Source organism: Alkanindiges illinoisensis DSM 15370, from assembly GCF_000619845.1.
Lineage (GTDB): Bacteria > Pseudomonadota > Gammaproteobacteria > Pseudomonadales > Moraxellaceae > Alkanindiges > Alkanindiges illinoisensis.
On record NZ_JHUX01000003.1, the window covers coordinates 1,191,190 to 1,216,423 of the forward strand.

General features: G+C 46.6%; 26 protein-coding genes. 12 read left to right on the forward strand and 14 right to left on the reverse strand.

The genetic code is table 11. The features are described from left to right. Nucleotides 1-67: 67 nt before the first annotated feature. The 4 genes from Q337_RS0106005 to Q337_RS16945 form a co-directional block, all read right to left on the reverse strand. Nucleotides 68-538 carry a SixA phosphatase family protein gene (locus Q337_RS0106005; protein ID WP_026470827.1) on the reverse strand — a complete coding sequence of 157 codons (471 nt, stop codon included), beginning with the start codon at nt 536-538 and terminating at the stop codon, nt 68-70. A gap of 113 nt (nt 539-651) precedes the next feature. Further along, on the reverse strand, nt 652-1,725 hold the full coding sequence (locus Q337_RS0106010; protein ID WP_407636749.1) for an NAD(P)H-dependent glycerol-3-phosphate dehydrogenase: 1,074 nt from the start codon (nt 1,723-1,725) through the stop codon (nt 652-654). Nucleotides 1,726-1,879: 154 nt separating this feature from the next. Further along, entirely contained in the window at nt 1,880-2,467 is a 588-nt protein-coding gene (locus tag Q337_RS0106015; RefSeq protein ID WP_026470829.1) for a nitroreductase family protein, read from the reverse strand. A 101-nt stretch (nt 2,468-2,568) separates the two neighbouring features. Further along, entirely contained in the window at nt 2,569-3,789 is a 1,221-nt protein-coding gene (locus tag Q337_RS16945) for an alpha/beta fold hydrolase (RefSeq protein WP_051526607.1), read from the reverse strand. A gap of 263 nt (nt 3,790-4,052) precedes the next feature. Between Q337_RS16945 and Q337_RS0106025 the strand changes: the two genes are divergently transcribed. Beyond that, nucleotides 4,053-4,418 (forward strand): hypothetical protein, encoded by a 366-nt coding sequence (locus tag Q337_RS0106025; RefSeq protein WP_026470830.1) that lies wholly within the window; start codon nt 4,053-4,055, stop codon nt 4,416-4,418. Nucleotides 4,419-4,526: 108 nt separating this feature from the next. Here the strand turns inward: Q337_RS0106025 and rhlB are convergent, their stop codons facing one another. Beyond that, complete coding sequence (gene rhlB, locus Q337_RS0106030; RefSeq protein ID WP_026470831.1) at nt 4,527-5,678, reverse strand: ATP-dependent RNA helicase RhlB; 1,152 nt, start codon at nt 5,676-5,678, stop codon at nt 4,527-4,529. 222 nt (nt 5,679-5,900) lie between these two features. Beyond that, nucleotides 5,901-6,113, reverse strand: a complete 213-nt coding sequence (locus Q337_RS0106035) for a cold-shock protein (RefSeq protein WP_026470832.1) — start codon at nt 6,111-6,113, stop codon at nt 5,901-5,903. Between the two features lie 398 nt (nt 6,114-6,511). On the opposite strand from Q337_RS0106035, the gene Q337_RS0106040 reads away from it, so the two are divergent. From Q337_RS0106040 to Q337_RS0106060, 5 genes are all read left to right on the forward strand, one after another. Continuing rightward, a complete protein-coding gene (locus tag Q337_RS0106040; protein WP_026470833.1) occupies nt 6,512-6,745 on the forward strand; it encodes a sulfurtransferase TusA family protein in 234 nt (77 codons plus the stop codon). Nucleotides 6,746-6,892: 147 nt separating this feature from the next. After that, the gene (gene rpoH, locus Q337_RS0106045) at nt 6,893-7,756 is read left to right on the forward strand and encodes an RNA polymerase sigma factor RpoH (RefSeq protein ID WP_026470834.1); all 864 of its coding nucleotides are present in this window, start codon (nt 6,893-6,895) and stop codon (nt 7,754-7,756) included. Nucleotides 7,757-7,957: 201 nt separating this feature from the next. Then, a complete protein-coding gene (locus tag Q337_RS0106050) occupies nt 7,958-8,323 on the forward strand; it encodes a DUF423 domain-containing protein (protein ID WP_026470835.1) in 366 nt (121 codons plus the stop codon). An 8-nt stretch (nt 8,324-8,331) separates the two neighbouring features. Next, entirely contained in the window at nt 8,332-8,541 is a 210-nt protein-coding gene (gene thiS, locus Q337_RS0106055) for a sulfur carrier protein ThiS (protein WP_034279569.1), read from the forward strand. 3 nt (nt 8,542-8,544) lie between these two features. Continuing rightward, the gene (locus Q337_RS0106060) at nt 8,545-9,414 is read left to right on the forward strand and encodes a thiazole synthase (protein ID WP_084494731.1); all 870 of its coding nucleotides are present in this window, start codon (nt 8,545-8,547) and stop codon (nt 9,412-9,414) included. 84 nt (nt 9,415-9,498) lie between these two features. Here Q337_RS0106060 and gstA read toward each other — a convergent pair whose 3' ends face one another. The 5 genes from gstA to Q337_RS16950 all read right to left on the reverse strand — a co-directional run bounded on the left by gstA (nt 9,499) and on the right by Q337_RS16950 (nt 15,554). Continuing rightward, on the reverse strand, nt 9,499-10,101 hold the full coding sequence (gene gstA, locus Q337_RS0106065) for a glutathione transferase GstA (protein WP_026470838.1): 603 nt from the start codon (nt 10,099-10,101) through the stop codon (nt 9,499-9,501). Between the two features lie 138 nt (nt 10,102-10,239). Next, a complete protein-coding gene (locus Q337_RS0106070; RefSeq protein ID WP_026470839.1) occupies nt 10,240-11,142 on the reverse strand; it encodes an amino acid--tRNA ligase-related protein in 903 nt (300 codons plus the stop codon). Between the two features lie 66 nt (nt 11,143-11,208). Further along, complete coding sequence (locus Q337_RS0106075; RefSeq protein ID WP_026470840.1) at nt 11,209-12,312, reverse strand: 4-phosphoerythronate dehydrogenase; 1,104 nt, start codon at nt 12,310-12,312, stop codon at nt 11,209-11,211. A 68-nt stretch (nt 12,313-12,380) separates the two neighbouring features. Further along, nucleotides 12,381-14,813, reverse strand: coding sequence for an ABC transporter permease (locus Q337_RS0106080; RefSeq protein WP_026470841.1), 2,433 nt, complete (start codon nt 14,811-14,813; stop codon nt 12,381-12,383). 3 nt (nt 14,814-14,816) lie between these two features. Continuing rightward, on the reverse strand, nt 14,817-15,554 hold the full coding sequence (locus tag Q337_RS16950) for an ABC transporter ATP-binding protein (RefSeq protein WP_051526726.1): 738 nt from the start codon (nt 15,552-15,554) through the stop codon (nt 14,817-14,819). 123 nt (nt 15,555-15,677) lie between these two features. Here Q337_RS16950 and Q337_RS0106090 point away from each other — a divergent pair, with 123 nt between their 5' ends. Continuing rightward, the gene (locus Q337_RS0106090; RefSeq protein WP_051526609.1) at nt 15,678-16,343 is read left to right on the forward strand and encodes an arylesterase; all 666 of its coding nucleotides are present in this window, start codon (nt 15,678-15,680) and stop codon (nt 16,341-16,343) included. Nucleotides 16,344-16,437: 94 nt separating this feature from the next. On the opposite strand, the gene Q337_RS0106095 is transcribed toward Q337_RS0106090, so the two are convergent. Continuing rightward, entirely contained in the window at nt 16,438-17,052 is a 615-nt protein-coding gene (locus Q337_RS0106095; RefSeq protein ID WP_026470843.1) for a carbonic anhydrase, read from the reverse strand. A gap of 222 nt (nt 17,053-17,274) precedes the next feature. Here Q337_RS0106095 and Q337_RS0106100 point away from each other — a divergent pair, with 222 nt between their 5' ends. The 4 genes from Q337_RS0106100 to Q337_RS18305 all read left to right on the forward strand — a co-directional run bounded on the left by Q337_RS0106100 (nt 17,275) and on the right by Q337_RS18305 (nt 21,595). After that, nucleotides 17,275-18,561, forward strand: coding sequence for a mechanosensitive ion channel family protein (locus tag Q337_RS0106100; protein ID WP_026470844.1), 1,287 nt, complete (start codon nt 17,275-17,277; stop codon nt 18,559-18,561). A 197-nt stretch (nt 18,562-18,758) separates the two neighbouring features. After that, nucleotides 18,759-19,763, forward strand: a complete 1,005-nt coding sequence (locus Q337_RS0106105; RefSeq protein WP_051526610.1) for an alpha/beta fold hydrolase — start codon at nt 18,759-18,761, stop codon at nt 19,761-19,763. Between the two features lie 55 nt (nt 19,764-19,818). Next, a complete protein-coding gene (locus Q337_RS16955) occupies nt 19,819-20,817 on the forward strand; it encodes a hypothetical protein (RefSeq protein WP_051526611.1) in 999 nt (332 codons plus the stop codon). 244 nt (nt 20,818-21,061) lie between these two features. Continuing rightward, on the forward strand, nt 21,062-21,595 hold the full coding sequence (locus tag Q337_RS18305; RefSeq protein ID WP_169733743.1) for a YbjN domain-containing protein: 534 nt from the start codon (nt 21,062-21,064) through the stop codon (nt 21,593-21,595). Nucleotides 21,596-21,759: 164 nt separating this feature from the next. Here Q337_RS18305 and Q337_RS0106120 read toward each other — a convergent pair whose 3' ends face one another. Both Q337_RS0106120 and Q337_RS0106125 read right to left on the reverse strand, forming a co-directional pair. Further along, on the reverse strand, nt 21,760-22,200 hold the full coding sequence (locus Q337_RS0106120) for a nuclear transport factor 2-like protein (RefSeq protein WP_026470846.1): 441 nt from the start codon (nt 22,198-22,200) through the stop codon (nt 21,760-21,762). A gap of 103 nt (nt 22,201-22,303) precedes the next feature. Then, complete coding sequence (locus Q337_RS0106125; RefSeq protein ID WP_051526613.1) at nt 22,304-24,370, reverse strand: NADPH-dependent 2,4-dienoyl-CoA reductase; 2,067 nt, start codon at nt 24,368-24,370, stop codon at nt 22,304-22,306. Nucleotides 24,371-24,583: 213 nt separating this feature from the next. Between Q337_RS0106125 and Q337_RS0106135 the strand changes: the two genes are divergently transcribed. Then, nucleotides 24,584-25,129: a PadR family transcriptional regulator gene (locus Q337_RS0106135; protein ID WP_026470848.1), complete on the forward strand. Its 546-nt coding sequence runs from the start codon at nt 24,584-24,586 to the stop codon at nt 25,127-25,129. Nucleotides 25,130-25,234 lie beyond the last annotated feature (105 nt).

Below are 25,234 nucleotides of genomic sequence, written 5' to 3' on the forward strand. Positions count from 1 at the left end.
ATATAAAAACATGATCTATAAATCTATGCCAACCTAACAGATTATGCGGCCAGTAACTGGTAAAACATTATTGGGCTAATTGAGGCATAATGCGTGCCTGCTCAACTGACAGCCCCTGTGCAATGACTGTTTGCTTATAAACGCGTGCTTCAGCCAGCTCAAAGCTGCGCGGTGATTCACCAATGAGAAGGCCCCCCATATAAGCCACAATATTCATATGGCACACCACCACAATGCATTGAGCATCCAGTTGCGATAGCCACTCCAGCGCTGGGGCAGCTTTGTCATCCGGCTTGATGCCATTAAAGGTAATCACAGGTATATCAGCGCAATATGCATCAAATGCTTGTCGGGTTTGCTGGGCACGGATCAATGGACTGACAATAAATAAATCCGGCTGATAACGCTGAACCAGTTGCTGTACCGTGGAAGTAGCCTGTTGCTGACCACGTGTCGTCAGTTCCCGACTGGCATCACTATATATGCTGCTATCAATTGGACTTTCAGCTTCGCCATGCCGCATTAAAATCAGTTGCATTGCCTGTCATTTCCTATCAAGTCATAGTCATTAATTTGCCGATTTTCTTTTTAACGCTTAAATTACATGATTTAAACGCTGGTCATATCACCATCATGCATGAAGGTTTTGTTTTAAACCTGCTCATGTGGCAAGACAAACTCTACATCACTACGATGACCATTTTGCATTAATGACAGGGCAATTCCCAAAGGTGGTTTTCCTTCAAAAATCACTTCATACAGGGCATTGGTAATTGGCATATACACATCCAGCAATTTGGACTGGGCACTGACCTGACGAATCGTGTTAATCCCTTCTGCGGTCTGGCCAAGTGCGGCTACTGCCTCATCAAGATTTTTGCCCTGACCCAATGCATAGCCAATCTGGTAATTACGGCTGAGTGGACTGCTACAGGTGGCAAATAAATCACCAACACCCGACAAGCCCAAAAAGGTCAGTGGATTGGCACCCAGCGTTACCGCAAAGCGGCTCATTTCTGCCAACGCACGGGTGAGTAGCATACTGCGGGTATTTTCACCCAGATTGTAGGCTGCGCCCATGCCCATAGCAATCGCATAGATATTTTTTAGTGCACCGCCCAGCTCCACACCATGCACATCCGAGCTGGCAAAAACCCGGAACAGGGCGCTATGTAGCGCAGTCTGCACCGCATTGCGCAAGGCTTCGCTGGTACTGGCAATCACTGTACCTGCGGGCATATTGGCCACAATTTCCTTGGCAAGGTTTGGCCCTGAGAGCACACCAAAAGGCACTTCTGGCAATTCCTGCTGAATGATATCGCTCATCAGGCAAAAGGTTTCTGCTTCAATGCCCTTGGTGAGCGATACAATCGCCTGCCCGCTAATCATTGGCGCAATTTGTTTGAGCACATCACGATAGGAATGGCTGGGAATCGCCACCAGAATAATATCGCGGTTAGGTACTACATCTTCCAGCTTGCTGCTAAATTGCAGGGTTTCTTCCAGTTGAAAATCAGGCAAATAACGCTTGTTGCGTTTGGTTTGCTGCATGTCCTGTGCAGCCGCTTCATCACGAATCCACATACAGGTTTCGCAACCATTACGTGCAGCAAGGTTAGCCATGGCAGTACCAAAACTGCCGCCACCCAGTACTGCCACGCGTAATGGGGTTGCCGGTTTTTCACGTGGCGTAACTAAGCCCGAAACATTAAAGTCATTCATCATACTGGGTTCTACTAGTCCAAAGCCTGGAGCATTCAAATTCAATTATAGTAAAGTTCAATACAGCAAATCGCCAAATGATATTTGTTGCCTAATCCGGAACTTATACATGCGCCTAGGATTACTGCAATCACACCACACAGCGATTATTAATATGTTAAGCCTGTCTGGTTGGCCAGTCAGCCAGAAAATCATTCACTGGCAAACGTTCGCGGGGTGCCAGTTGACGGGCTGCCGTGCCAATATAAATAAATCCGGCAATTTCATCATCGGATTTTAGCCCCATTTTTTGTTTGAATACCTCAGACTCCGCCATTGCGCCAGTACGCCACATTGATGCATAGCCCTGTGCAGTCAGCATTAACAAGAAGTTTTCAATGGCTGCGCCCATACTAAGCACTTGCTCTACTTTAGGCACTTTGGGGTGTATTTGCGTATTCACAATAGCCACCAGAATTAGCGGAGCACGCAAGGGTTGTACCTGTACCCGATCATGCTGGGCCGGATCAGTTACGCCGGACTCCTGCACACATTCCAGAAAAATTTGCCCAAGCGCTTGGCGTCCTTCACCACGTATCTGCAAAAACTGCCATGGACGCAAGCGGTGATGATCCGGCGCACTTACAGCAGCCTGTAATGCCTGCTCAAGCTCGGTCTGTGTGGGCGCCGGTTCTATCAGTTGCCCTACCGATTGCCGACTTTCAATGAATTCCAATACTTGCGCTGGAGCTGTTGGTTGCGTCATGGGAATTCCTCAATAATTTTTATGTCAATCGAATAAGAAGATTCAAAACTCAATTTAAGGGTAAATAGCCTGAAGGGTTAATCTGTTCAATTTCCACCAGACTATTTTGCGGCTTCATCATTTTCTGCTGGCTCGTTTTGTGGCAACCCATTTTCTAGTGCTTTATGGTGCACAGGTAATGCTTCACCGGAACGACGTTTTAGCCAGTCAGTCACGATCACCCAGGTTGTTTTCACGGCTTGCATCCCCGTAAACAGTCCGGCATGACCACCCGGAACCACCTCAAAACTTTTATCCAGTGAACCCACCACGGTCATTACTGCACTGGCCGCACCGATACTGGTAATGGCATCATTGTCACCTGCAATCGCCAGCAAAGCACATTTAATATTTTTAAAACTGATCTGGCGTCCGCCAATATGAAAATGCCCATGATTCATGCGATTGGCCAAGCCAAACTTTTCAATCATTTCACGCATGGTGGCACCCGGATAATCCGGCATATTGGTAAACCATTCATTCATGGTGGTATAGCGGCTGACATAATCCTGATTACCAATATTACGTATTAAATCAATATAACTGCTTAGCATGGCTGTGGGTTGTGTGAGCTGAAAACCAATTGAAAGCAGCTTGCCATTCACATGAAACAGTTTTGAATTAAAGTCATTTAAATCGAGGCCCGTGAGACGGCGCATCATACTGGCCGGTATTGACAGCAATTGATAAGCCTTGCCAATAGCACTGCTCATCTGGTGCATATTTACCGGGGATGCAATAGTCAGCAGATTCCTCACCTGATTTTTTCCTTCGGCAGCGGTGTAAATCAGCGATAATAAGCCACCCATGCAATACCCAACAATACTAACCTGCGCCTGTCCACTATGCTCACGGATTACCGCAACGGCTTTAGGAAACCAGTTCAGTGTATAGGTTTCCAGTGACAGATAATTTTCACTGCTGCCCGGCCGTCCCCAGTCAATCATATAAACCGCAAAACCATGCGCCAGAAAATAACGTACCAATGATCGTTCAGTCATCAGGTCAAACACCCAGCCATACACGCCCAGTGGAGGCACCAGCACCAGTGGAATGGCATAGTGTTTTTGTGACACTGCTATGGTATCGCCTTCAACCTGAACGCGCTCTTCAAGCAACGGCGGATAATAATGAACAGAAAACAGGCCCTCGCGTAGCAATTGCTGGCGGGTACTTTTATTTTGTAATAAATAACGATGGCGCGAAAAACGGCGGCCTGTCGAATGCTTAAATGCGGCTTTGCCATATTCAACAAACGACAACCGTGGAAAATGAAATGCCATGCAGTGATATCTCGTAATGCACTAAAGCAGAAAAGCTGATCTAGAGTAACAAATTTCCAGGGATGGGGCGAATAATCCGGAGCAAATACATGCTAAAAACCCTTTAATTTTTGCTTGATGATTTGTCGTAAAAAAGAAGGGATTTAACTTAAAGCACACAGTTTGGCAAACGAAGTGTTATCGAAGCTCAACCGTTCTATGTCCATAATTCTTCTAAAATTTGAGCTATATTTTTTTGAGCCAAGCTCTGGAGCCTGACAATGATAAAGCAATTTACCCCACTCGCCACATTAGCACTAATAGGCCTGATCCTGACAGGTTGCGCCAGCACGCCTAATGCCACCACGGCCATCCAGCGCGAAAATAATCAGTTTGAAGTTACGGGCTTGGGGAAATCCAAAACCATTGCCATGAATAATGCGGCCAGCGCAGCCAATAAAACCTGTCGCAGCAGCACACCTGTGGTAGTGAATCAGGACATCAAATATAACGGGGTTGTCAGTGAGCAAACCGGGCGCATCATTGAGCAGGCAGCTAGTGTTATCGGTGTATTAAGTGGTTCAGGCAGCAATTCCATCAGCCGTGATGATGATTACGAAGCAACTTTAACTTTTTATTGCAAAAAATAATAAGTGATTGCTAAAGTGCATTAACTGATTCAACACAATAAAAAGTCAGCTTAATCAGCTGACTTTTTTATATTTCAAAAAATCACTACCCAATAGGATATCCTAACTTTAGCGATAGCCGTCCAGACGTTGCAATGGCAACTTCTGACCAATGGCTTTTTCCAGATCAGCCAGTAAGAAGGCATCATCTTCGCTGGCAAAACTAATACTAATGCCATTTTCACCAGCACGGCCAGTACGGCCAATCCGGTGCACATAGTCTTCAGCATGTTCAGGCAGGGTATAATTCACCACATGGCTTACTCCATCCACATGGATACCACGACCCGCCACATCTGTTGCAATCAGAATCTGGATTTTGCCTTGCTTGAACTGATCTAGCGTCTTGATGCGTTTATCCTGCGCAATTTCGCCTGACAAGATACCAACGCTATAATTCTGCTTTTTTAAACGATCATAAAGCTTGCGAACCTGATCGCGGCGATTGGCAAAAATCATTACCTTATCAATAGGTTCCTGCGCTAAAAGCTCTTTTAGCAAGCGCTCTTTTTCCTGATTGCCTACAATATAAACGCGTTGCTCTACCCGTTCACTGGTTTTTTGTTCTGGCTCAATTTCAACCGTAACCGGCTCAAATAGCCATTGTTGTGCCAGATTTAGTACATCATAGCTAAATGTTGCCGAAAATAATAAGGTCTGGCGGTTTTCCTTGATCGGAGCCTGACGCAGGATGCGCTTGACCGATGGAATAAAGCCCATGTCCAGCAAACGGTCTGCTTCATCGATCACTACAAATTCGAGCCGATCCAACCAGACTTCCTTTTGATCCATAAAGTCCATTAGGCGACCCGGTGTTGCCACCAGAATATCTACAAAGTTTTTGTCCAGTCCCTTGCGTTGCAGGTCATAATCCACACCGCCCAGCAATGTCACAATATTGATATTGGCATGCTTGCACAATGCCTTGGCATCACTTTCAATTTGCAGGGCCAGTTCACGGGTGGGCGCCATAATCAGGGCACGCGGCTCACCCCGGTAACGTTGTTCTTCAATCGGATGGTTCAACAGGTCATTCAGTACGCTAATTAAAAAAGCCGCGGTTTTTCCAGTCCCTGTCTGGGCGCGCCCAATGGCATCATGCCCTGCCAGCGTATAGCGTAAAATCTTTTGCTGAATCGGAGTCATGTGATGATAACCAAGATCATCAATGGCACGACGCAAGGAAGGATGCAAATTAACCGCGTCGAAGCTTGAACTCATATAAACCTTTCTTTCATAAAATAAAATTGTTGGCCACTTGTATTAGGCCCTTATTTTCACCCAAAAAAATACGTCCCAGCACTAATGCATGGGACGTACATTCTAGCGGCATTTAATGCACATGAAAACATGTAACACTAACTCGCTATCTAACGCCAGACTGATAAAGTATCTCGAAGAGATGCTTTACCTGTCTGTGCATTACTGCTTTTTTCAGCAAAATTAGTCTAAAGGCTGAACTTCTTCAGCTTGAAAACCTTTTTGGCCTTTTACTACAGTGAATTCAACGCGCTGACCATCACGCAGAGTGCGGTGACCGTCGCCTTGAATCGCACGGAAGTGAACGAATACATCGTCACCGCCATTGCGCTGAATAAAACCAAAACCTTTAGTATCATTAAACCACTTTACAACACCTTGCTCGCGCGCTGACATATGTCAATCCTCATATAAAACAAAAGAAGGACTGTCCGGTGTTGCAACAGCAGAGAAACACAGACCATCAAAAAACTTATTTCTTGTTGTCGTAGTCATTCTGTATATCATTCAACAATTCCAGATCAAATCCAATACCGTATTAAATGAATACTTAATATCGATATGATTTGAGCTTAACATGAAGTGAGCAAGGTGCAAAGCCAGAAACGATATTGTTTGTAATTAACATGGGATTTCTGTCACATTTACCCGAAATTGTTTGATTTTTAGCCATTTTTATCATGTAACAGTTTTTTATCATTTTTTAGATTCATGGCTTGGCAAAGCATTTTATACTAAGGTCAGCAATAAATATGTGTTACGAATAGATAAATTCCATGTTAGTGAACTCTAAAATGCCATCACATCAAATTATTGATGCCACAGGACTTGCCTGCCCCTTACCGTTGTTAAAGTTAAAGCAGGCCTTGCATAGCATGGCAGCTGGTGAGCAAGTGGTTTTAATTGCCAGTGATGTAAATAGCCTGACCGATATTAAGCGATTTTGTGAAATTGCAGGACATTCGCTTGAAATAATTAGTCAGGAAAATCAACTGTTTGAATTCTTAATACAAAAGAAAAATTCATAATTTTTAATAAGTTTACCTGATGATACGGTTTGTTGTAACTTTACACAACTAAACCTAATTTTTGCATGGTTAATTATGCTATAACCTTTATAATTCAACATTAAAGCAACAGGGCCAGCCTTTAAAAGCCCTTATCAAGGAGTTTTCATGAGCGACAGCACTAACCAGCTGATGCCCTTGTCTTTAACCGCTCCCGGCGTAAACCTGGGTGCCTACATCAGCACTGTTAACCAGATTCCAATCTTAACGGCTGAGCAGGAAAAAGCGCTTGCTGATCGTTATTTTTATGATCAGGATGTTGATGCTGCCAAGATGCTTGTAATGTCTCACCTACGCTTTGTAGTTCATATTGCCAGAAGCTATGCTGGTTATGGCCTACCTCAGGCTGATCTGATTCAGGAAGGCAATCTGGGTTTGATGAAAGCGGTGAAACGCTTTGACCCCACGATGGGCGTTCGTCTGGTGTCGTTTGCCGTACACTGGATTAAAGCGGAAATCCATGAATTTGTCATTCGTAACTGGCGAATTGTCAAAGTGGCCACTACTAAAGCACAGCGTAAACTATTCTTTAATTTACGCAGTTTGAAAAAGGCCAGTCGCAAATTAACGCTGGACGAAGCAGCCGCCATTGCACAGGATTTGAATGTAACGCCTGAGCAAGTGCTGGAAATGGAAGGCCGCCTCACAGCTTATGATGCCTCCTTTGAAGCGCAAACCGACGATGATGATGAAGGCCGTGTTGCGCCAGTAATTTATCTGGAAGACAGTCGCTACGATCCGGCGCGTGAAGTTGAGGACGCAGACTGGGAAGAACACAACAACAATGCCCTACATGATGCCATGGGCATGCTGGATGACCGCTCACGCACAATTTTGCAGCGACGCTGGCTGGATGATGAAAAATCTACCCTGCATGAGCTTGCTGCCGAATACAACGTATCTGCCGAACGTATTCGTCAACTGGAAAAAAATGCCATGGAAAAAATCAAGACAGCCATGATGGCTGGTTAGGAGATAAGGGCTGATTTATTGATGTTCTAAATTCAATCCTTTGCTGAATTCAAGAGCCATAAAACAGATATTTATGGCTCTTTTATTTTGGACGAAATGCTGAATAATCCGTTGAATCCTGATGATCTTGCCTATGGCATTCATGGTTATTTAAGCCGGTTTTGGGTAAACTAGCAGCCTGCATACTACGGACTTATCTTGATGTGGATTGCTATTGCGGCTATTAATCTGGCTATTGCCGTTGTGCTTGGTGCATTTGGTGCCCATGGCTTAAAAAGTCGTGCTTCGGTTGATCAACTGGGCTGGTGGCATACTGCAACCGAGTACTTTTTTTATCATGCCCTTGGTTTGCTGGCTATGGGCATTTTGATGAAAATCCTGCCTGAGCTGTCATTCAAAGTACCATCGGCACTTTTGCAGTTGGGGATCATCATTTTTTGTGGTTCATTATATCTAATGGCGCTTGGTGCTCCACGCTGGTTTGGGGCGATTACGCCACTCGGGGGCCTGGCCATGATTGCTGGCTGGCTTGGTCTGGCATGGATTATGATTCGGGCGCAAACATGAGTAGCAGCATGAACACCTATACCAATGTACACATTAATGGTGAAGCCAGACAGGTGAAATCTGTCACGCTGGCAGACTTGATCATCGAGCTTGGCTTACAAGATAAACGCCTTGCTGTGGAGCTGGATGAAATGCTGGTGCCAAAAAGCAAACATGCTGAAACAGCATTATATGACAATGCAAAAATTGAAATTATTCAAGCTGTTGGTGGAGGTTAATTGATGTCACAGCTCAACACACATTCAAGCAGCGCTGATTCAGATCTCATCCAATTGAGTGATTCATCCAGCAGATTTGACCAGCCACTGATCATTGGCTCTCGACAGTTTAATTCCCGTCTATTGGTAGGCACTGGCAAATACAAGGATCTGGCTGAAACCGGCGCTGCCATTGAAACCAGTGGTGCTGAAATTGTGACAGTTGCCATTCGCCGGGTGAATATCGGCCAGGACCCGGATCAGCCAAACCTGTTAGCTGTTATTCCCCCAGAAAAATATACCATTTTGCCCAATACTGCAGGCTGTTTTGATGCCGATAGCGCAATCCGTACTTGTATGCTGGCGCGTGAATTGCTGGATGGGCATAATCTGGTCAAGCTGGAAGTACTGGGTGACCAGAAAACCCTGTATCCCAATGTGGTACATACCTTAAAGGCAGCACGTACCCTGATTGATGATGGTTTTGAGGTGATGGTCTATACCTCGGATGATCCAATCATTGCGCAGGAACTTGCAGATATGGGTTGTGTGGCTGTGATGCCTCTAGGTAGCCTGATTGGTTCTGGTCTGGGCCTCACCAATCCGCACAATATCCGCCTGATTCTGGAAAATGCTGCTCAAAGTAAAAACCAAGTGCCCATTATTGTTGATGCAGGTGTGGGTACGGCCAGCGATGCAGCCATTGCCATGGAGCTGGGTTGCGCGGGTGTGCTGATGAATACAGCCATTGCGGCAGCGCAACAACCAGTGCTAATGGCGTCTGCCATGAAAAAAGCGGTTGAGGCTGGCCGCGAGGCTTATCTGGCAGGACGTATGGCTCGCAAGCCTTATGCAGCAGCCAGCTCACCAGAAACCGGTTATTTCTTTAAATAACTTGTGTCCTCGAATGCATTGAATTAAGGGGCAGTATTTGCCCCTTTTTATTTATCGTTTTTATGTGCTGCCAGCATTAGATAGCTACACCAAACCTTCTTCTTTTAGGCTTTTTTGTACAGCTGGATATTCACTCACCTTTTGCTTATGCACCTGCAAATTGGAAAACTGGCTTAAATCCAGTTTCATATTGCTGGCCCAGGTTAAAATTACAAACAGGTAAATATCGGCAATACTGATGACATCGCCAGTGACATAAGCCTGCTGCGCCAGAACCTGATCAATATAGGTAAAGCGGTTGTTGATTTTATCTTTAGCAGCTTTTTTAGCTTCATCACTGGAGGCAGGATTAAACAGCGGCGCAAAGCTTTTATGAATTTCTGAACCAATAAAAGCCAGCCATTCCACCACACGAATTTTAGGCAAACCCTGTTCAGGAAATAAATGATAATTTTGCTGACTTTCCGATAAATACTGTGCTACTGCTGGCAATTCGGTAATACGCTCGCCACTGTCCAGCTCCAGAGTGGGAACATACCCTTTTGGATTAATCTCATAATAATCACGACCATCTTCTGTCTTATGGCTTTTTAAATCCACCCTGACCAGTTCATATTCAACGCCCATATCATTGAGTAGCACATGGATGGTTAAGGGACAGGCACCGGGTGAATAATACAGTTTCATGAGTTAATTCCTGAGCTGGCAATAGCTTAGGATTCTAGCAGCTTGCAAAACCAGCAGGTTTTGGCCTTTGTTTCAGCATGTTGTGTTTGCATTAATAGGTCAGATAAAACAGTGTGCTGGCTTAAACGGTTTAGATGATCAATACATGGGTGAGCTAAAGCTCGTTACCTGGTCAATCCGGTGCTTATCCATGAGTAGCATCAGTAAACGATCCAGCCCCAAAAAAATTCTGCCATGCTTTAGCATAGGTTGCTGATTTTCTATAACCTGTTCGGCCTGTGTCACTTGCCCACTTACCAGCTTTAAGCCATCAATATATAAAACAAAATTAACCGCTACTGCAAAGCCATCCTCATTAATTTTGGTTTGCGCTGTGACTGCCTTCTCAACCGGAAAATCTGTTAAAAACACAGGTTGGTTATAGCCCAGCGTGGGTTCGATAAAATGGCAAAACAGCACTTCCAGCCATGCCATTCGGTCTTCCCCGTAATTAACATTTAAGCCAACACGGCGCGCCAGCTCCTTAAGCTGTTTGACCTCTGCCTGATGCGGATTGATATCCAGCCGACGCATAAAAGCATGCTGATAACTGATGACTTCAAAATCAATGCGATAACCAAACACGTGGGCCAGCAAATCCTGGCTGTCCTGCATGAGTTGCGTAAAAGTGGCATTAGGTGTGTACCACGCCAGCATGGAAAATTCACTGCTGTGTTTACGCTTGTGTTCATGCACATTATTAGTGTGCTGAAATACTTTGCATATCTGGTAAATCGCGCCACAGCCACAAGCCAGTAATTGCTGCATGGCCGAGGCAGGTGAAGACTGCAATGAGATTTGCAGATTGCTACTGTGTGCTTCAGTAATATGCTGCTGGACAATCATGGCTCGATTATCACTGTGTGCAGTTGCCTGCAAAATGGGTGTTTCCACCTCCAGCACCTGACGCTGGCTAAAAAACTCACGAATATGCTGATATAAAATGGCCCGCGCGCGTATGGCCTGTAATCTGTCCGACTGCTGGGAAGTAGATGTATTCATGGAGCAGGTTTCCGGCTGTTTCTTTTAATTAATAACATCATGAACAAGCAAAATAATTAAGACCGATTACAGTGATTGATCACCATAGGCCGCCCACTCACGGCGCAAGGGATAGGTTTTGCGCAAATAATCAAAATGAGCAGCGTCCACTACACCGTCTGCATTGAGTCCTGCCCTTAAGGCTTGGTCATCCGCACGGATATCATAGAGCTGTGGCAGCAAGGATAATAATTGGGACTGTAAAGGCTGATCAGAACTAAATAATTCTGGCATGTCAGCAAGCTGGCTTTCAAATTGCTTTGACGCATTAATATTAAAATGCTGGCAAAAGGCCTGATAGATCATTTGCGTGCCGCGTGCCTTGCCTTCCAGACTATATCCTGCAATATGTGGCGTGGCTAAAGCCAGATGATCCAGCAGATTTTGGGAAATCACCGGTTCCTGCTCAAATACATCCAGCACCACCGGACGCCGCGTTTTTGCAATGTCATCCAGTAGGGCCTGCTCGCTTACCACTTCGCCCCGGGCTGAATTGATGAGCAAACAGGCTGGCTTCATTTGGGCAAATGTGTCTGCGTTAAATAAATGATAGGTGGCATGAATCCCAGTCTGGGTGAGTGGCACATGAATGCTGATAGCATCTGACTGTGCCAGCACTTGTGCAAAGCTCAGGTTTTCAATATCCGGCAATTGTACGTTTGGATCAGTACCAATAACACGCCAGCCCAGTCGCTGTGCAAGCATTGCCAGTCTGCTGCCGACATTACCGAGGCCAATAAGCCCTAAGCAAAAATCTCTACCAGCATGAATCTTTTCAGGCTGCAAGGTTAAAATTGCCGTTACTACATATTCAGCCACAGCTTGCGCATTACAGCCCGGCGCATGACTCACATCAATGTTAGCCGCAGCAAGGCCTGTCAGATCAATATGGTCGGTGCCAATGGTTGCACTGCCCACAAATTCAACTGCCGAGCCTTGCAGCAATGCTGGCGTGACCTTGGTAACCGAACGCACCAGCAAGGCATTGGCGTTATGCACATCACTGGCCTGAATGCCACGCCCTGCCCGGTATTCAATATCAGCCAGATCCGCAAAAAAATAATCAGTCAGCGCCAGGTTTTCATCTGCAATAATTTTTAGCGGTCTGTCCTGCAATGTCTTTTGGTTCAAAACGGCATCCTTATGGCTAGTTGTTGATAGAAATTACTGATTCAAATATATCAGCATCCTTATCTGAATCACTCTCGACGTAAAATCATTAACGGTGACGTATTCCAGAGTGGGCGTAAACGGGACTGGCCAATAACCAGTGCCAGACATAGCATAATAACTGGCAGAATAATCCACCAGCTATAATGCAGGCTAAAAGGAATGCTTAAGCGCCAGCTCATCAAGCCAGCCACACTTTCTGCCAGCACAACAGCCATCAAACCAGCCAGCACCCCAATCATGGCCATTTCCAGACTTAAACGAAGGCGCAATTGCTGGCGCGACAGGCCAATCACCCGTAACAAAATGACCTCCGGCTGACGCTGGTCAACCAAAAGTTGCAAGCTGGCCAGCAATACCAGTACCCCTGCAATGGACACCAGCCCGGCTAGAAGTGCCAATGCCTGCCCTAATACCTCCAGCAAGCGGCGTACCTCGTTCAAAATCGCATCAATATCAATAAACACCGTGGTTGGAAAATCGGCAATGACTTGTGCCAGCTGCTGATGCTGTGCCGGGGGAACATAAAAACTGCCCAGATAACTGCCTGCAAACTCATCCATGCTACCGGGCGAATAAATAAAGAAAAAGTTTGGGCTAAAGCTATCCCAATTGACGCTACGAATGCTAACCACAGTAGCGATCAAATTACCTTCTGGCAGGCTCATGGTGAGTTTATCACCTAAATTAATGCCCAGACTGGTGGCGGTTTCCTGCTCTACCGATACCTGATTAACAGCGTTAAAAGGCTTTCCGGCCAATACCTGATTGTCGGCTGGAAACTGACTGGACTGGGTCAGATTCAGTTCACGGCGCAAACTATTGTGCTGTTTGACTTGCGCTGCACTAAAGGGCTTGCCATTTTTTGCAATCAAACGGCCTTTAATGTTGGGATATAACGGTGTACCTTGCCATTGTTGTAATTGCAAACGTCGCACAAATTCATCTTTCTGGTCTGGTGGTAAACCATAAACAAACTGGTTGGGTGTGCCCTGTGGCAGGCTGGTTTGCCAGCGCTGCATCAGGTCATTGCGCAGAAATAGCAAGATAGTCAGTAAGCCTAGTCCTAACGATAAAGCCAGAATTTGCAGGCTGATTTGTCGGGGCTGACGGATATAACTTTGGCCAAAACTAGTTTTCTGGATGAGCTTTAGCATCAGTAGTGTGATGACATATAACACTGCCAGTAATACCAGCACACCACCCAGCAAGGTAATACTCAAACCCAGCTTACCGGTTTGTACCAGTAAAAAAATAAACAATGCTGCAAAAGCACTGCCACCGATCAGGATTTTTGACCAGCTAAAATGCTGTTCCACCCGGCGAATAACCCGTAACGGTGACACATAAATCAGGCGCAATAAATCCGGTACTGCAAAACCCGCCAGCAATACAGCGGCTGCAAAAATGCCAGTGAGTAATGGCATGCCCAACAATAAAACAGGTTGAAACTGAAGCTCTAATGCAGGTAATGCCTGACGCAAAATATGTAGCAAACCATACGCAACCCCAGCGCCGATAAGAGTTCCGCTAATGGCAGCAGCCAGCAGTAATAAACCCAGCAAACCCAGATACACCAGAATCATTTGCCGATGACTCGCCCCCAGACAGCGCAGCATGGCAAACTGGTCAATTTGTTCAGTCACATAACGCTGGCAAGCCAATGCAATAGCAACCCCACACAGCAGCATGGTGAGAATACTGGCAATTTGTGCATAGTCATCCAGTGTTTGTACGGGACGCATCAAACGGGTATTGCCCTGACTGGCAACACGCAGTTGCACGCCTTGAGGCAGGTTATCCTTATAGCGCTGTTCAAAAGCCTGCACCTGTTGCGGCTGCCCTGCCATTATTAGGCGATAATCAATGCGACTGCCCACCTGAATGGCCTTGGTTCGTGCCACATCCTGCTGATTGATGATCACCGTGGGTGAAAACCCGCTCATACCAGTTTCCTGATTGGGATCTCGCACAATGGAAGCTACCACCTTAAAGCTGGCATCGCCAATCCGAATCTGGTCACCCAGCCGGACTTTGAGCAAGTCAAACAGGCGTGGCGCCAACCAGATAGTTTGTGGCGCAGGAATACCCGTTGAGGATGATTGTGCAGGTTCAATACCCAGTTTTCCCCGTAATGGAAAGCCGGGATTTACTGCCTTCACATTGACCAGCACAAACTGTTCACCCGTTTGCGCCATACTGCTAAAAACCATAGTGGCATTGGTACGCAATTGATAAGCCTGCGCACGCTGTTGCCACACTGCATCCAGTGGCTGGTTACTGCTGAGTACCAGATCTCCTGCCAGCAATTGTCCGGCTTGCTGGTTAATGGCAATGCTTAGCGTATCACTGGTAAAGCGCAAGGCCGTGGTTGCAGTCACCGCCAGCACCAGTGCAGCAAATAGCATCCAGACGCCACGTCCTGCCATACTCTGGCGCAGCATTAAGATAAACAGTCCCATGTCTTACTCTCCCGACACAGAACGGGTTAAATGATCCTGATAGCCCTGCTTTAGAACACCGTTTTCAGCCAGCACCGAACTTTCCTGAAAATGGCCATCCTGCAAATGCAGTTGTCGGTTACAACGGCTGGCCAATTCCAGATCATGCGTCACCAGCACCAATGTTGTGCCACGTTCCCGGTTTAAACTAAACAGTAAATCTTCAATCGCACGGGCGGTATGACCATCCAGATTTCCGGTGGGCTCATCGGCAAAAATAACCTGTGGCTCAGTCACCAACGCCCGGGCAATGGCCACCCGCTGCTGCTCTCCACCAGACAATACACGCGGTGTTTGTAGCATACGATCCTGTAAGCCTACCCGTTCCAGCAATTCCTGACTGCGCAGACGTGCCTGGCGTGGCGTTACCGTTTTGCTCAAGGTTAACGGCAGCATAACGTTATCCAGTGCCGACAAATGATTTAATAACTGAAAAGACTGGAAAACAAACCCCAGGTAGTGCAGGCGCACCCGCGCACGTTCATCCTCATTTAAATCGTGCAGTGCTTGTCCACACAGGAAAATGCGGCCTTGCGTGGCCTGATCCAGTCCGGCCAGCAACCCCAGCAAGGTTGATTTGCCCGAGCCGGAACGTCCAGTAATGGCAACCTGCTCTCCAGCCATAATCCTTAAATTAAGCTGATGCAAAATGGTAATTTTACCAGTTGCCGTCTTCACGGTTTGCTCAAGTTGCTCTGCCATAATGACTGGCTTGGAAAGTGTGGGCTGAGCGTTGGATAAACCTTCTGCAACAGTTTGTATCGGCTCATTCTGCTTTAATAGTTGTTGTTCTGTTCCTGAGCTTGCCTGAGTCTGGTCTTGCATATGAAATTCTCTATAAAAAACGCTGTTTTCAAAGATCCGGTTTTTCAGCCTATTAAAACGCTGGGCGCTACTATTGTAATGACATTGTCATTGTTTACCACCAGTGCAGTCAGTGCCAAAACCATCCTGATTTTAGGAGACAGTATCAGTGCTGGCTATGGTATTAATGTAGAGCAAGGCTGGGTGGCAAAATTGCAGCAGCGCCTTAACCAGAAGTATCCCAAGCAGCATCAGGTCATCAATGCCAGCGTGAGCGGAGAAACGACTAGTGGTGCACTGTCACGCTTGCCCAAATTGCTGACCACTTATAAGCCGCAAGTGGTGGTGATAGAACTGGGTGGCAATGATGCGCTGCGTGGTCAGCCGCCTGTAGGCATTCAAAACAACCTCACCCGGCTGGTGAGTCTCACAAAAAATGCCAAGGCCGAATCCTTACTGCTGGGTATGAAAATTCCTCCCAATTATGGCACTGCCTACAGCAAGGCTTTTGAACAAACCTTTAGCAATGTGGCCAAGGCGCAGCAGGTTAAACTTGTTCCATTCTTTTTGCAGGGGATTGCAGGCAATAACCAACTGATGCAGCGTGATCTGGTGCATCCGGCGGCCAACGCACAAAACCAGCTGCTGAACAATGCCTGGCCGCAAATTGAAAAAAACCTGAAATAAGCCTGCCCCAAAATGTGTTGCTCATTAAAAAGGCGGTCTGTCATTAGCAGAACCGCCTTTTTATGATCTGGTTGATCTCTATCAGACAATAAAGCTAAATATCAAAGAATTCCACTTGACCGGTTTCCAGTGAATACTCTGCCCCTACTACCTTTAGCTCGCCTTTTTCAATGAGCTGCTCCAGCACGGCTGACCCATGACGTAACTGGTTTACCGATGCCTGCACATTGGCACGCACTGCATATTTTCGCAGTTTTTCCAGATCATGGCGCAAGTCAGTGTGCATCAGGATTTCCACCGAAGGCCGTACCCGATTCACAATAGACATTAAATTACTGGACGGTTTTTGATCCGGATGGCGTAATGCGTCAATAGTTGCAGCAATTGCCCCACAATGGGAATGCCCCAGCACCACCACCAGCGGTGCATCATAGCGTTCAGCGGCAAATTCCACACTGCCCACCTGGGATGGCGCAACAATATTGCCTGCCACGCGAATCACAAACAGGTCACCTAGTCCCTGATTAAATACAATTTCAGCCGGAACCCGGGAATCGGAACAACCCAGAATAATGGCAAATGGATTTTGCTCTTTGGCCAGCGTCGCACGCTCGACCAGACTTAAATGTGTGTCCTTGGCAGGTTTTCCTGCGACAAATTCTGCATTACCCTGTTTTAAGCGTTCAAGCGCCTCTTGTGCAGTAATCATCACGTATTTGCTCAACATGGTTTAATTTTAACGCCAGTATTATAACCAAACTTTTACACTTTGCTGATAGGACTTCTTGGCTTTGTTGATGTGCTGGGTACAGGATGAAAAGGAATTAAAGTATTTCCTACAATTTCCAACAAAATGGGAACTTTTTATTAGCATGCATTTGAATTCAGGAACTTACAATGACTGCTTTAGCGTAAGCACAGTATAGATGACATGCAAAATTCTGAGTTGTGGAACCGTTTTGAAGGCTGGCTAGACCAGTATGACTGGATGGAAATGCTGCTAGGATTGGGCGTATTGCTGCTGGTGGCCTGGATTGCCAACTGGCTGGCCAAGCATGTAATTGTGCGTGGGGTTCGCCGTTTTAGCCAGTTGCTGCCATTAAACCGTAACGGGGCATTAAGCCGGTTTAAGGTGATTGACCGGTTTGCCAATATTGTACCAGCGCTAGTGATCAAAGTAGGTATTGCACAGGTTCCACACCTGTCACCAGGCATTATTAGAATTGTAGGGATGCTGGCTCAGGCCTGGGTGTTTATTACCATTGTGCTGACCATTAGCGCCGCACTGAATGTAGTGAATGAGTTATACCAGCGCCGTCCGGTTGCTCGCAACAAGCCGATTAAAGGCTATTTGCAACTTGTCAAAATTATCCTGTTTATCGTTTGCGCGCTCTTGATTATTGGTACGTTCCTGCAAAAGGATGTATTTACCCTGCTGGCTGGTTTTGGCGCAATGGCTGCTGTACTAATGCTGGTATTTCAAAATACCATCTTGTCTTTGGTCGCCAGTGTCCAGATTTCATCCTATGACATGGTGCGGCTGGGTGACTGGATTACCATGCCCGGACTCAATGCCGATGGTGATGTAATTGATATGTCACTGAACACCATTAAAGTCCAGAATTTTGACAAAACTATCACCACCATTCCTACCAACCGCCTGATTACTGATACGTTTATGAACTGGCGTGGCATGAGCGAATCCGGTGGACGACGGATTAAGCGGGCCATCTTGCTGGACCAGACCAGCGTGCATTTTCTGGATCAGGATGAATACCAGCATTTAAAATCGTCTTTCTTGCTGGATAAATACTTGGATGAAAAAAATCAGGAAATTGCAGCATGGAATGAAAGTCTGGGACCACAGGCCAACAGCAAACTTAACCAGCGCGCGCTCACCAATCTTGGTACTTTTCGGGCTTATATCCAGAATTACCTGCAACATCATCCGGGCATTCATCAGGAAATGACCTTGCTGGTGCGGCAGCTTGAGCCAACAGCGCAGGGTTTACCACTAGAAATTTACTGCTTTAGCAACAGCACTGACTGGGCATTTTATGAAAATGTGCAATCCGATATTTTTGATCACCTGCTGGCAATTTTGCCGGAATTTGGCTTGCGGGTGTTCCAGCAACCTAGCGGCGCTGACCTGGCACATATGGGTTTGGTTAGTTTTTCTGCCTCGCATGAAAACACGCCAATGCAGCAAGAACACTAATCTGTAATACCTCAATTCTGGGGCTTTCAGGAAGAAAAATCCGCAGCATCGTATTTTGATGAACACGCCAGATCAATTGCTGGTTTGGCGTGTTAATTGACCTAAAAAAATTAAAAAAATAGTCTGATTGCCAATTGTAATTTGTTGCTGTCTGTTACGCTAAATGCGATAACAATCTTTTTTCAGGGAATAGAGGTATGTTGAAAAAAATTTGCAAGCCATTACTACCGCTTGTCATGGCACTGGGGTTGACTGGAATCACTGCTGTAGCAGCACAGGCTGCGCCCCTGACCCAGCAAAGTTTCCAGCAGGTTTTACAGGAAGAACGTACCTGGGCTGGCTTAACCACCCATACGCTTAAAGTAGGTGACATTGAATGGACCTATAGTGAAGGTGGCGACAAAGCCAAGCCAACCGTGATGCTGGTGCATGGCCTGTCCGGTAGCCGAGACAACTGGAACCGGGTAGCCCGTTACCTGACACCTTATTACCATGTCATTATTCCCGACCTGCCTGCACATGGCGACACCAGGGTTCCGGCAGACTTTGACCTGCAAGTGCCCAATATGGTGGAAGCCCTGCGCCGCTTTACTGAAGCTGCCGGAATCAATAAAAACCTGAACGTGGCGGGTCACTCACTGGGTGGTGCGGTTGCTGGCCTGTATGCAGCGCAATACTTTTTTGATGTGCAAAGCCTGCTGCTGATTGACAGTGCTGGCGTATTCAAGACTGCCCAAAGTCCTTATTTAAAAGACCCCACCCTGCTGCGCAATATTGTGGTGTCCAAGCCCGGCGACTTTGATAACCTGATGAAAATTGCCATGTACAATCCACCGTTTATTCCGACTGCACTCAAGCAGGAACAGGAAAAAGTGATGATTGCGCAAGCGGACAATACCCGTAAGGTGATTGAGCAACTCATTAAACTGTACGGCTATTATACCCCGGAAACCTTTGCACTGGCAGCTAAAGCCATTGAAGCCCCAACGCTGATTATCTGGGGCAAGCAGGACAAGATCATTGATGTTAATGTGGTGCCGGAACTAAAAGGCCTGATTAAAAATGCACAGGAACCGGTGATTTTGCCAAATGTCGGTCATACGCCTATTCTGGAAGCCGAGCAGCTGGTTATTCAAAAATACCTGCCCTTTTTGCAAAAATCAGTGGCCACACCCAATCCGTTTGCCGGATCAGCGCCTTAACACAGGCTTTGGTTAGGCTCTGGTTTATTAAACACTTTTAGTCTTCGAGAAACTTATGATTCATCCCAAAGCAGAACAACTATTACAGGCCCAGTTGCGTTATATCCTGCTGCAATTGCAGTCCGAGCAAACCGTCAGCGATGAGGTCAATACGCTGGTCGCCCACCTGTCTGACAAGCCTGTTGAACAACTGATTACATTGGAACACTTGCAGGCACTGCTGGGCAAGCAGGCACTGGAGTATCCGGTACAAGCACACCTGACTGAGCAAATTGTGTCACAAATCCAGTTTGCCCTAACGCATGCCAGCAATGACAGTATCAAGATTGCGGACCTGGTTCCTGCTGATTCAGTAGAAACGGTAGCGCAATACCTGTCCTCGCAAAAAGAGCATCGTGAAGCCTTTATTCACCGGATTTTCAGTAACCCGGCTTATGCTCAGATGCTGTCACAAACCATTAGTCATGCCATCAATGACTATATGGAAAACAATGTGATTGCCAAGAAAATGCCCGGCATGGGTAGCCTGATGAAAATGGGCAAAAGCGTATTGGAAAAGGCAACTGACAGCAATCTGGATTCGGCCTTACAGGGATATTTAAGCAAAAATATCAATAACCTGATTGCAGTCAGTGAAAAAATGGCCAACCGCCACCTCAATGACCAACAGGTATATCAGCTCATTAAGCAAGGCTGGCAAAGTGTGGCACAGCAGCCTGTGAGCATGGTTAATAACTATGTGGACAATGATGGCCTGACCAGCGGCGCGCAAGTGATTAGCCGCACCTGGGACAGCCTGCGCAGTAGCGACTATATCCGCACTCAGGTGAATGATGGCATCGCGCACTGGTACAGCCAGAACAAACATCATACGCTGGGCAAAATCCTGCGCGATGTCAACGTGGATGCTGCACTGATTGAGCAGGAACTCAAACTGGCGATTATGCCGGTGGTACGCCAACTGATTGAAGAAGGCTATGTGGCCAAGCGTGTAGAAGCCCGCCTGCGTGATTTTTATCAGACCAGCGAAGTGGCCGCCATTTTTGCTGACTGATCATTTTTGCTAAGTACAATATTAAGCAAATTAAAGCGCATGGTTTGATTTAAGCAGTCATAATCATGCGCCATTCTTCTATGTACAATCACAGGTTAAGCGCTAATTAACTTCTGAAAAATCTAATACTGATCCTATAATATCCGTCCGCTAATTTTTATAACTACATCTCTTTAACTGCTTTTTATGGCATTTCATGGCACACTTGGTCCTTGAAATTTTATGTTTTAGACCAAGTTTTTTTATGACTCAATTATTGTCTGATACTGTAGAAACGCTACTGGCCGAAGAAGGCTTTAAGGTAGACCGGGTGAAACCCATTGTTCCTGCTACTGCATTAGACGAGGACAATACTGTTACTTTCCGGATTTTTGTAAAAGGGCACAAAGGCGAATGGCCGTGCATGGTGCGCTGCTTTGAAAACACGTCTCGCGTGCTGGTGTATAGCCTGTATCCCGATCAGGTGCCAGAACATTTGCGCTCACGCATTAGTGAACTCATTTGCCGCATTAACTACGGCCTGATTCTGGGCAATTTTGAAATGGACTGGGATGACGGCGAACTACGCTATAAAACCAGCATTGATGTGGAAGGCTTTGGCCTGAACAGCACGATTTTACGTAATCTGGTGTATGGCAATTTTCACAGCTTTGATTTGTACTTTAATGCACTGGCGTTGGGCATGGACACTGAACGCGATCTGGATATGATTGTGATGGAAGCTGAAAATCCTGATATGCCCAAGGGTTTTGATCTGGTTGATGAGATTGTGCACTGATTTTTTAACCTGTTGATTAAAGGCTGTACCGATTAATAAAATCGTTCAATAAAACCGATCAATAAAAAAGCTGGCTACCTTTTTGGATTGCCAGCTTTTTTGTTTGATACTTTATTTGCTACTTTCAACGTGATTTTAAACCATACTAAACCGGCCTTAACAGATTAGCCTTTATGCGCTTCAAGCTGTGCACCCACTCGAGCACCCATTTCCTTGCCCAGTGCAGCCAATGCATTAAATGGCCGGATCATCACTTCAAAATCCACGATCTTGCCCTGTGCATCAAAGCCAATCATGTCAATGCCTTTAAGGGCTTTGCCATCAACCACGGCACTAAATTCCAGCACGACCTGCAAACCATCATTACTTGCAAACTCACGATGATAGGTAAAATTCTCGAAAATGGTAATTACTGTTTTAAGAATCAATCCTACCGCTAGCGAACCCGTATAAGGCCGGTGCGCCATGGGTGAACGAAATACCACATTCGAGTCCAGCAGCTCAGCCAGAATGCTCATATCGCGGGTTTGTAGCATGTGGTGCCACTTTTCCAGTGAAGTAGCTACCGCAGGTTGAAGCTGGGCGGTTATTGCTGTTGTCGTCATGCTTGTTCTCCCTGAACATTTATACCTTGTTTTTTGCCTGGAACTTGCCAGCGGGTTGTTAATATACCCGCTGGCATTGATCTGGCTGATTGGATTACGGCTATTAAATCGCGAGCGCCAGTTCAGTTCCATTTAAAATGGCACGCTTGGCATCAAGCTCGCCAGCTTCCAGCGCACCACCAATCAGGTGTGTGGAAATACCCGCAGCCTGCAAGTCGTCATACATGGCACGCAGTGGTTCCTGCCCGGCACAGATAATGATGTTATCCACGTCCAGCACCTGTTCCTTGCCATCGACCATAATATGTAGGCCCTGCTCACTGACTTTTTCATAGCTGGCCCCGTTAATCATGGTGACGTGCTTATGCTTTAAGCCCGCCTTATGAATCCAGCCCGTGGTCTTGCCTAAGTTGGCGCCAACCGGGGTGGACTTGCGCTGCAACAGGTACACTTCGCGTGGACTGGCTTCAGGCTGAGGCTGGGTGATCCCGCCACGATGCTCATAACTGGTGTCAATGCCCCACTCGGCAAAAAACTTCTTCGGATTTAAAGTCGCGCTTTCACCTTCATGGGTCAGGTATTCAGACACATCAAAACCAATACCGCCTGCACCCACCACAGCCACGCGCTTGCCTACGGGTTTCTTGTCACGCAAGACATCCAGATAGTTCAGCACCTTGGGGCTATCAATCCCTTCAATATTCAGGTGACGCGGGGTAACACCTGTAGCCAGCACCACTTCGTCAAACTGGCCATTTTTTAACAAGTCCAGATCAGCATACTGGCCCATTTTTAAATCTACGGTGCCCAGCTCAAGCTGGCGCTTGAAATAACGCAGGGTTTCATAAAATTCTTCCTTGCCGGGAATCAGCTTGGCCACGTTAAACTGGCCGCCAATCTGGTTGGCAGCATCAAATAGAGTCACCTGATGGCCGCGTTTGGCTGCGGTGGTTGCAAAGGCCAGACCTGCAGGGCCTGCACCAACCACTGCAATTTTTTTGACTTTTTCTAACGGTTTTGCAGTCAGCACAGTTTCATGGCAGGCATACGGATTAACCAGACAGGACGTAATTTTGCCGACGAAAATATGATCAAGGCATGCCTGATTACAGCCAATACAGGTATTGATCTCGTCGCTCCGGTTGCTCGCAGCCTTTAAGACAAATTGCGAATCGGCCAGAAACGGACGCGCCATGGACACCATGTCAGCACTGCCTTCAGCCAGAATCTGCTCGGCAACGTCCGGCGCATTAATACGGTTGGTGGTGACCAAAGGAATACTGACTTCACCTTTGAGCTTTTTGGTTACCCACGCAAAGGCAGCACGCGGCACTTTGGTGGCAATGGTTGGAATACGCGCTTCATGCCAGCCAATACCGGTATTAATGAGTGTCGCACCAGCTTGCTCAATGGCTTTGGCCAGTTGCACCACTTCGTCATAACTGGAACCGCCTTCCACCAGATCCAGCATGGACAAGCGATAGATAATAATAAAGTTAGTGCCCACAGCCTCACGAATACGACGCACAATTTCCAGCGCAAAGCGGGTACGGTTTTCATAGCTGCCGCCCCATTCGTCAGTCCGGTGATTGGTGCGCTCGGCAATAAACTGGTTAATCAGATAACCTTCCGAACCCATCACCTCAACGCCATCATATCCGGCAACCTGTGCCATTTTTGCACACTGTACAAAGTCCTCAATGGTGCGCTCGATTTCTTCACCAGTGAGTTCATGCGGTACAAATGGATTAATCGGGGCTTTCACTGCACTGGGTGCAACGTTGCTGGGGTTATAGGCATAGCGGCCAGTATGCAGGATTTGCAGGGCAATTTTACCGCCCTCAGCATGCACGGCATCGGTCACAATCTTGTGATGCTTAGCTTCTTCCAGCGTACTTAACACCGAACCACCCTGAACCACTGCACCTTCAGGATTGGGTGCAATACCGCCTGTAACAATCAGGCCAACGCCGCCACGCGCACGTTCGGCATAAAACGCTGCCATACGCTCATGACCACCCGGCAACTCTTCCAGACCCAAATGCATGGAACCCATCAAAGTACGGTTGCGTAAGGTGGTAAAGCCCAGATCCAGTGGGGCTAACAAATGCGGATACGCAGATGCTTGATCTTGTGGCTGATGGTTAGGCTGGGCATTGGGGTTTGACATGGCTGGCTATTCCTTTATGGCGGAAATTAAAACGCTGGCGGTTGTGATCAGCACGATACGATTTCTTGAAAATGCCTGATCACAACTATGCACTTTGTTGCATGATTTGCTATGCCGATTTTATAATTTATTTTCCATCACTATGCAACTGGTTGCATAAATTATTTTTACAGTATTTAATACTTTTTCAAGTTCACTCATTTGCGGTATTGCATGTCACTCGCTCACGTCCTGCTCACGTCCTTACTGGAAAAGCCAAGCTCTGGTTATGATCTGGCACGCCGCTTTGACAAGTCCATGGGCTTTTTCTGGAGTGCCACCCACCAGCAGATTTACCGCGAGCTGAAACGCATGGAAGATCAGGGCTGGATTAATGCAAGCCCGGCAGAAGATGCGGGTAAGACCAAGAAGAAAACCTATGAAGTGCTGGATGCAGGCAGGCAGGAATTAAAGCAATGGGTGTTGCTGGCGACTGATCCTTACCTGATCCGCGAAGAAATGGCAGTACGCCTGCGTGCCGAGGCCATACTTGGCCCATTGGGTATTGAGGAAGAACTCAAACGCCACCTGAAATTGCATGAAGAAAAACTGGTGCTGTATCTGACCATTGAGCAGCGTGATTTTATTAAAAACAGTGTGCTTAGCCGCGAGCAGCAAATTCAGCATCGGGTATTGTTGTTAGGAATTGAAACGCAAAGAACCTGGATACAGTGGGCAAAGGACACCATTGCCCTGTTTGAAAAGCTGGATAAAAGATAAGTTTCAGAGGATTAAAGCTCTAGCTTACTCTACCTATCTGATATTTTGGAATTTTGGTATAGTCAGACACTAAACCCCACCTAACCTCCCCTTAAAAAAGGGAGG